6 protein-coding genes are annotated in these 7,115 nt (G+C 38.1%); 2 read left to right on the forward strand and 4 right to left on the reverse strand.

Annotated elements, in window-relative coordinates; all coding sequences use genetic code 11:
- The first annotated feature begins 7 nt into the window (after window positions 1–7).
- Together purB and CBW18_RS19390 are read left to right on the forward strand one after the other, a co-directional pair.
- A complete protein-coding gene (gene purB, locus CBW18_RS19385; RefSeq protein ID WP_088303019.1) occupies window positions 8–1,354 on the forward strand; it encodes an adenylosuccinate lyase in 1,347 nt (448 codons plus the stop codon).
- A gap of 86 nt (window positions 1,355–1,440) precedes the next feature.
- The gene (locus CBW18_RS19390) at window positions 1,441–1,992 is read left to right on the forward strand and encodes a NifU family protein (protein ID WP_088303020.1); all 552 of its coding nucleotides are present in this window, start codon (window positions 1,441–1,443) and stop codon (window positions 1,990–1,992) included.
- A 169-nt stretch (window positions 1,993–2,161) separates the two neighbouring features.
- Here the strand turns inward: CBW18_RS19390 and CBW18_RS19395 are convergent, their stop codons facing one another.
- The 4 genes from CBW18_RS19395 to CBW18_RS19410 form a co-directional block, all read right to left on the reverse strand.
- The gene (locus tag CBW18_RS19395) at window positions 2,162–2,956 is read right to left on the reverse strand and encodes an inositol monophosphatase family protein (RefSeq protein ID WP_088303021.1); all 795 of its coding nucleotides are present in this window, start codon (window positions 2,954–2,956) and stop codon (window positions 2,162–2,164) included.
- Between the two features lie 51 nt (window positions 2,957–3,007).
- Complete coding sequence (locus tag CBW18_RS19400; protein WP_088303022.1) at window positions 3,008–4,156, reverse strand: prolipoprotein diacylglyceryl transferase; 1,149 nt, start codon at window positions 4,154–4,156, stop codon at window positions 3,008–3,010.
- 353 nt (window positions 4,157–4,509) lie between these two features.
- Window positions 4,510–5,832, reverse strand: a complete 1,323-nt coding sequence (mtaB, locus tag CBW18_RS19405; RefSeq protein WP_088303023.1) for a tRNA (N(6)-L-threonylcarbamoyladenosine(37)-C(2))-methylthiotransferase MtaB — start codon at window positions 5,830–5,832, stop codon at window positions 4,510–4,512.
- Window positions 5,833–5,962: 130 nt separating this feature from the next.
- Window positions 5,963–6,532 (reverse strand): UbiX family flavin prenyltransferase, encoded by a 570-nt coding sequence (locus tag CBW18_RS19410; protein WP_088303024.1) that lies wholly within the window; start codon window positions 6,530–6,532, stop codon window positions 5,963–5,965.
- Between the last annotated feature and the right edge of the window lie 583 nt (window positions 6,533–7,115).

Genomic DNA, 7,115 nt, shown 5'->3' on the forward strand with positions numbered 1-7,115 from the left:
CCGCATAATGAATTTAACATCACTACAAGCCATTTCGCCAATAGATGGCCGATATAGAAAAACTACCGAAAGTTTATCCGCTTACTTTTCTGAAGAAGCTTTAATTAAATATCGTGTCTTTGTAGAAATTGAATATTTTATTTCATTATGCGAGGCTAACCTTCCTGGACTGGAAAAATTTGATAAAAACCAGTATACAGATTTACGTAAAATTCATGAAAATTTTTCTGAAACTGATGCTTTAGAAATTAAGGAAACAGAAAAAGTTACCAACCATGACGTGAAAGCGGTGGAATATTTTATTAAAAATAAATTTGATAGCCTGGCCCTTCAGGAATATAAAGAATTTATCCATTTCGGACTTACCTCTCAAGACATCAACAATACGGCAATCCCCTACTCTATTAAACTGGCTTTAGAAGAAAGTTATTATCCGGCAATTTCCACATTGATTGCAAAGATAGAAGCGTTGGCTGCCGAATGGAAAGACATTCCCATGCTGGCACATACACATGGACAGCCGGCCTCTCCAACAAAACTCGGAAAGGAATTTCTTGTTTTTGCAGACCGTTTGAACATCCAGCTGGAAAACCTAAAGTCGATTCCCAACAGTGCAAAGTTTGGTGGTGCAACAGGAAATTTCAATGCACATCACATCGCTTATCCACAAGTAAACTGGGTTGATTTTTCCAATCAGTTTGTTCAGGAAACTTTGGGCTTAACCCGGGCACAACATACCACGCAAATTGAACATTACGATCAGTTTGCTGCACAATGTGATGCCCTGAAGCGCATAAATAACATTATCATTGATTTAGACCGTGACATCTGGACGTACATTTCCAAAAACTACTTCAAACAAAAAATCAAAGCCGGAGAAATTGGCTCATCGGCTATGCCGCATAAAGTAAATCCAATTGATTTTGAAAACGCTGAAGGAAACGCCGGGATTGCTAATGCATTATTCGAATTTTTTGCAGCCAAGCTTCCGATTTCACGTTTGCAAAGAGATTTAACAGATTCTACGGTACTAAGAAACATTGGCGTTCCTTTCGGACATACCATTATTGCCATTCAATCCACCTTAAGGGGATTAAACAAAATTTTACTAAATGAATCTGCTTTACATGCTGATCTTGATGCCAACTGGGCAGTTGTGGCTGAAGCGATTCAAACCGTTTTACGCAGGGAGAATTATCCAAACCCATATGAAGCCCTGAAGGAACTAACCAGAACCCACTCCAAAATTAATGCAGACAGTATCGCTGTGTTTATTGAAGGATTGGAAGTGGCAGAAGCCGTAAAAGTGCAGTTGCGGACCATCACACCATTTAACTATACAGGCATTTTCTAAGCAATTAAATTGACGCTAAACAGACAGCCTGTAAAAGCTTTATTAATGAGTAATTGTTAATTTTGTTTATTCAAATTGATTAAGACATGACGATTAACGTATATACAGAACAGACTCCTAACCCGGCTACCATGAAATTCATGGTAAATAAGCTGCTGATTAACGGTAGTGAGGATTTCGCCACAAAAGAAAGTGCAGAGCATTCTCCTTTCGCCAAAGAGTTATTTAAATTCAACTTTGTGTCGGGCGTGTTTTTTGCCAGCAACTTTGTAACTATTACCAAAACAGATGATGCGGAATGGGCTGATATTGAAGCCATTTTAAAGGAATTTGTAAAAGGTGCGGTAGAATCTGAATTAAAAATTAAAGAAGCCACTTCGGAAGAAGCGCCATCTTTTGAAGGTACGGAAACTGAAATAAAAATTCAGCAAATCTTACATGATTACGTCCGTCCGGCTGTGGAGCAGGATGGTGGTGCCATTACCTATAAATCGTTTGATGAGGGTGTGGTAACCGTAGAACTCAGAGGATCATGCAGTGGATGCCCATCTTCAACCATTACGCTGAAATCAGGCATTCAGAACCTGTTACAGAGAATGGTTCCTGAAGTGACTGAAGTGGTATCTGAAGCCTTATAATTGCCCATTTTTCATAGTAGATTATCATAATGAGAATGGCTCGCCGAAAAGCGAGCCATTCTTTATTTAAATGAACTAAAAAAAACTCTTGTTAGATAATATTGATACTAATTACGTTACGATCTTATTTCAGATGATGACGGTACTGCTACCCAGGTTTAAAAGCAACTTATAGTACAAAGTGCCTCTTAATCGCTTCCAGCATTTCAGCAGTCAGTTTGCCATTGGTGGCCAGTATTTCGCGTTTGGTAAAATATTCATCTCCACCTGAAAAATCAAAAACCTGTCCACCAGCCTGCTGAACAATAAAACATCCGGCTGCAAAATCCCATTGTTGTAAATTGTATTCGAAAAAAGCATCGAAACGACCGCAGGCGGTATAAACCAGATCAATTGCTGCAGCACCAATGCGGCGAACGCCATGGCATTTCTGCATCATTTCTTCCAGCAACTTTAAATATTGAGTTTGTTTATCAAACTGATAATACGGAAAGCCAGTAGCCAGCAAACTGGAAGTTAGATCTGGATTGTTAGAAACATGAATTTGTTTCTTATTCATAAAAGCTTCGCCACCTTTATAAGAATAGAACATCTCACTTCTGTTCAATTCATAAACCACACCGATAACAGGTAAACCATCTTCATACAAAGCAACACTGATCCCGTAGGCAGGAATGCCATGTATAAAATTGGTAGTCCCATCTAAAGGATCGATAATCCAGGTATAGGTCTTTCCAACCCTGGTCATCGTTTTTTCTTCTGTAATGAAACCCGCATCGGGAATTAATTTTTCAAGGTTTTGAACCAGTTTCTTTTCTGCTGTCTGATCAACATAAGAAACCATATCATTTAAACCCTTGTATTCTATTTTACTCGCATCAAATTGTAAGGATTCTTTGCGGATGAAATTTCCGGTTAGCCTGACAATGGAGATGACCTTATTACATATTAATTCGTAATTCATAAATTTATATTAAAAATAGCTGGATGTTGATTGATTAAGCTTTTGCCTAAATTAACTGACCACATTTTTATTCCGGAGTGCATAAACACTTAAAGCAATCCCTCCAATAACCAGGAACGTCGAAATCATCTCTGCCTGTGTAAACGATAATCCGAATACATGGTACTTCGAGTTTACCCGAATCAGTTCGATACAAAAGCGTTCAATACCATTCAGAATCATGTAAATACCGAACATCAGGCCTGGTGCTTTAATTTTATCGCGAATGCTCCACAGGAAGGCAAAAAGGATTAAACATACAATTACTTCATATAATGGCGTAGGATAAACGCCCTGTGCCAGCTCATTGCAAAATTTACCTGTACAGCCCGGGATGGGAATACCCTCACCCACAACATTATTTGGATAGGTATATGACCACAACCAATCAGGCAACCAAGAGAAAGGTTTTGGATGTGGGTTCACAATTCCCCAATCGCCATCGCCCGATAAATGACAGCCAATACGCCCTACCGCATAGGCCAGCATCATGCCCGGCCCACCAACATCCAGCATATGCAAAGGCTTGATTCCATTTTTTCTGGCAATAATCAGCACTGCTGCACCACCACAAATCAACCCGCCATAGAAGGTTAAACCGCTGAATGACAGCAAACGCTCAATAGGATGCTGAACAAAATCATCCCAATATTCTAAATTGTCAAAAAATTTAGCCCCTAGAAAACCCCATATTGCGGCCCATACAATCAGGTTGCTCATGATCTGGTAAGGATGTATGGTTACTTTAGTTTCTTTTGGCTGATCTAATTTTGTTTTATCTTTTTCCTTATAATCCCAGTAGGCAAATAAAGCGGCGAATAATAAACCACCAATAATATTGCCCCTGGCCGACATCAGAATGGATTGGGCATCACTCACGAACAAAGAATAATTTAGGAGGGCATATACCAGTTTGTAGCCAATCAAAAACCCGAATAAGGCATTCATGATCAGCTCAGAGGTGGTGGCTTGCTTGCCAATTATAATTGTTTTAGTAATGGGATGAAGAATTCCTAATGCCTCCTTCCGCTGTAATTCTTTGGTAAAAGCCCAATACCCGGCCACAAAGGCCAGCGCTACAAAAACGCCAAAAGTATTAAACGGCAATGGCAGGTTAATACCAAATAAATATTCTAAAAAATGGGAGACGGTAGGAAACATACAAATAATTTGTTGCGAAGATAGGAAAGAAAGCTGAAAGGCTAAAGCGGAAAGACTAAAGCACTAAAGATGAAAAGAAAAAGCAGATTAATTGTTAATAAGTGTCGGTAAAGTCGGCTGCTATCAATTTAGCATTGGAACTGGTACAAGCTTCCATAAAAAATTCGTCATTGCGAATCAGATTTTTCATTTGCTGAAATCTTCGTCATAGATGCCACAAAAGCAGATTGCTTCCCAAAAAGCCGGGTTTACCTCCTCGCAATTAACGATTTACGAGAAAAACGTTTTCTTAAACTTGTTTGAGGATATTGACTTAAAGGGTACTAAACTAAATTCAGCATGTTAATTAAATGCTAATGATGTGCGTAAGCTGTTTCCAATTCAGCCACCTCAACCTCACCATCCGGGGTCATTTCGAGAAGCTTAACAGCCTTTAGCTCATTTACCATTACCGGATCATATTTAGCGCGTACTTTTACATAGTTTTTGGTAAATCCATGCATATAACCCATTTTTTGATCAGCTTCAAACAGCACTTCTGCATTACTGCCAATCTGCGACTGATAAAAAGCCCTGCGTTTTTTATCCGACAGGATATGCAACATCTTACTTCTTTCGTTACGCTCGCTACCGGATACAATACCTTTCATTTCGGCTGCAACGGTCAGTTCACGTTCGGAATAGGTAAATACATGCAAATAAGAGATATCCAGCTGGTTTAAAAACTGATAGGTATCCCTAAAATCATCCTTGGTTTCGCCGGGGAAGCCAACAATTACATCCACACCAATACAGCAATGCGGCATTACCTCTTTAATTTTTGCTACCCGCTCCACGTATAAATCGCTACGGTAACGGCGACGCATCAAGCCCAGAATTTTATCAGATCCGGATTGTAAGGGAATATGAAAATGAGGCACAAAACGTTTAGATAGGGCTACAAATTCAATAATCTCATTACTAAGCAGATTTGGTTCTATAGATGAAATGCGAATTCTTTCAATGCCGTCAACCTCATCTAATGCTTTTACCAGATCAAAAAACTTATCTTCCCTTTCGCCATTTCGAATGCCAAAATCACCAAGGTTAACACCGGTAAGCACAATTTCTTTTACCCCACTTTCTGCAATCATTTTAGCCCTGTTCACCACGTTCTCAATGGTATCACTCCGGCTGGCACCACGCGCCAATGGAATAGTGCAATAGGTACAAGGATAATCACATCCATCCTGCACTTTTAAAAAAGTACGCGTTCTATCGCCGATAGAATAAGATGCAATGAAATTATGGTTTACTTTTTCTATGTTTTGCTGATGAACCACCGCTTTTGGTTGCTTGGTCAAATCAGTAATATATTCTACAATTCTAAATTTTTCCGCTGCACCCAGAACCATATCCACCCCTTCAATCTCAGCAATTTCCTGTGGCTTGAGCTGAGCATAACACCCAACAATGGTGATAAAAGCATTTGGAGAATATTTTAAAGCTTCTTTAACTACTTTACGGCATTTTTTATCCGCATGCTCCGTAACAGAGCAAGTGTTGATCACATACACATCAGCCTGATCCTGAAATTCAACCACAGCATAACCTGCATCGGTAAATAAACGACCGATTGTGGAGGTTTCAGAAAAATTTAATTTACAACCTAATGTATAAAACGCGACCTTTTTCATTGAGCCTGCAAAGATAAGAAATAAGTTCGGAGTTGACAGAATGGATCCTGCTGAACTGATAAATTACAGTGAGATAACATTAGGTGATCAATTCGCAATTCTCAGCTATCACCATGCAATTGAAACGGAGCTATTTTTCCTGCCAGCGATAACTTTCCTGCTCAAAACCAGCCAAATCCAGCACCCTGCTGATCACTGTTCCGGCTACTTCTTCAATTGTTTTTGGTAAGCTATAGAAAGATGGATTCGCCGGACAAATAATTCCTCCTGCCTCTGTAACTGTTTTCATGTTATTTATATGAATCAAACTGAATGGTGTGTCTCTTACTACGGCAATCAGTTTTCTGCGTTCTTTTAAAACCACATCAGCCGCTCTTGAAATCAAATCGTTTGATATGCCATGTGCAATGCGACCTAATGTTCCCATGGAACAGGGCACAATAATCATGGTATCATACTTAGCTGAACCTGAGGCAAAGGGTGCATTAAAATCGTTTTTGCTGAAGAAAGTAAAATTGGTATAATCGGCATAGTTCTGGTTTCCCAATTCAAATTGCCAAACTTCTTTTGCGTTATCGCTCATTACCACACCAACAGCCTCAATTTGATCTTGAAGTTCTATCAATTTATCGAACAAAACTTTAGCATAAATTGATCCACTGGCACCAGTAACTGCAACAACAACTTTCTTCTTTATCATACCACAAACATACATTTTTAAATTCTCCAAAAAACAAAAAAGGGCCGAATACAAGTATTCGACCCTACATCTACCTATGAAAAACATACCCTCGAAAGGGTAAGAACAAATATATATATTTTTTCAAGAAAAGATAAAGTGGAAACGTTAAATTATGTAAAATTAAAGGATAGGGCTGAAAAAATAATTAACACACTGACTAACAGCTAAATAATTTTAAAAATTTCATTTTAAGATCGCTATTTTTTAATTTATTTAAACGAAATACTTTAAAAAAGTAATATAAATTCGACAATAATTAAATTATAAATGATGCTTATTGTATACCAGATCCAAGAATTATCAGACAATCACCTGATTTGATATTATTTAGTTATTAATTTAATGTTTACTAAATATTGTTTTTTATACCCAAAAAAATACAAATAGTGCTGCAAATTTTCAGAAATAAGATCATTCTAATGATGCAATAAATCATTAATGAAATGCTAACCTATGTAAGACCGTTTTACCGGGTTCAAAGATTTACAACAAGCAAATATTGGTCGCCTCTAAGCCTTTAAGTAACAATTGAATTTCGAAA

Source organism: Pedobacter sp. AJM (genome assembly GCF_002197755.1).
Taxonomy (GTDB): domain Bacteria; phylum Bacteroidota; class Bacteroidia; order Sphingobacteriales; family Sphingobacteriaceae; genus Pedobacter.